Annotated in this window: 2 protein-coding genes; both read left to right on the top strand. The window is 62.6% G+C overall.

The window, feature by feature from the left end; all coding sequences use genetic code 11:
• A partial coding sequence (locus HX846_RS32980) for a CPBP family intramembrane glutamic endopeptidase (protein ID WP_178967026.1) occupies positions 1-429 on the top strand: 429 nt, incomplete at its 5' end.
• A gap of 85 nt (positions 430-514) precedes the next feature.
• A partial coding sequence (locus tag HX846_RS32975; protein ID WP_178967025.1) for a PAS domain-containing methyl-accepting chemotaxis protein occupies positions 515-1,585 on the top strand: 1,071 nt, incomplete at its 3' end.

Below are 1,585 nucleotides of genomic sequence, written 5' to 3'. Positions count from 1 at the left end.
CTGTCGATCTACGCCACCGCCCTGGCGTTGACACTGACGGCGATTGCCGCCCTGGGCGGCGCTGCGTTGCTGGGCGTCATCAGTTGGGCCCCGAAGTGGCCGGAGCAGGCCTGGCTGTGGGTGTTGAATAACCTGCTGCTGGTGACCCTGGTGGAGGAAGCGCTGTTCCGCGGTTATATCCAGGGCGGCCTGAGCCGACGGTTCAAGCAATTGCCCTATGGTGAAAACCTCGCATTGCTGTTGGCCGCCCTGCTGTTCGGCCTGGTACACCTGGGCGCAGGCTGGCAGTGGACCCTGCTGGCGACCATCGCAGGCCTGGGCTACGGCCTGGCGTATCGCTTTGGCGGGTTGGGCGCGGCGATCGTTACGCACTTCGGGCTGAACCTGCTGCATTTCGGGTTGTTTACCTATCCGATGCTGGCCGGCTGAGGCTGTGCCGATTGTTGCAAAAAATAAGTTAAATAAAACCCCGCGACGGTCGACAACCTGTCAAAGCCTTGCGGATTGAACAATCATGCGTAATAACCAACCCGTTACCCAGCGCGAACGTACCTTCCCCGCTCAGCAACGGTTGATCTCCACCACGGATGCCAAAGGCGTGATCACCTACTGCAACGACGCCTTCGTCGAGATCAGTGGGTTTTCCCATGACGAACTGCTGCGTGCCCCGCACAACCTGGTTCGTCATCCGGATGTGCCGGCGGCAGTGTTCGCACACATGTGGTCCACGCTCAAACAAGGCTTGCCATGGATGGGCATCGTCAAGAACCGCTGCAAGAGCGGTGATCACTATTGGGTCAACGCCTATGTGACACCGGTCTTCGACGGCAACCAGGTGATCGGCTACGAGTCGGTGCGGGTCAAGCCCACCGCCGAGCAGATCCGCCGTGCCGAAGCGCTTTACCAGCGCATCAACCAGGGCAAGCCGGCCATCCCGCGCCGCGACAAGTGGCTGCCGGTGTTGCAGGACTGGCTGCCGTTTATCCTGGTCAGCCAGTTGAGCTTCCTGATTGGCGTGTGGCTCAATTCCCACTGGGGCTTTGCCCTGGCAGCGGCGCTGTCGGTACCGCTGGGCCTGTTGGGCCTGAGCTGGCAACAACGCGGGCTCAAGCGCTTGCTGCGCCTGGCCGAACAGACCACCTCAGACCCGCTGATCGCGCAGATGTACACCGACAGCCGCGGCGCCCAGGCGCGCCTGGAAATGTCGATCCTCAGCCAGGAGGCGCGCCTGAAGACGTGTCTTACCCGTTTGCAGGACACGGCTGAACACCTCAACTCCCAGGCGGCGCAGTCCAATACCCTGGCGCATAACAGCTCCAGCGGTCTTGAACGCCAGCGCGTGGAAACCGAACAGGTGGCCACCGCGGTCAACCAGATGGCCGCGACGACTCAGGAAGTCGCCAGCCATGTGCAACGCACCGCCGATGCCACCCAGGAAGCCAATCGCCTGACCGGGCGTGGCCGTGATATCGCCGGCGAAACCCGCGAGGCGATTCAGCGCCTGTCGGTGGCCGTGGGCGAGACCGGCGTGACCGTGACCCAACTGGCCAAGGACAGTGACGAAATCGGTGGCGTGGTGGATGTG

The sequence above is a fragment of the Pseudomonas sp. K5002 genome (genome assembly GCF_013386655.1).
Lineage (GTDB): Bacteria > Pseudomonadota > Gammaproteobacteria > Pseudomonadales > Pseudomonadaceae > Aquipseudomonas.
Note: the sequence above shows the minus strand (reverse complement) of the source record. Positions and strands in the feature narration are given on the sequence as shown.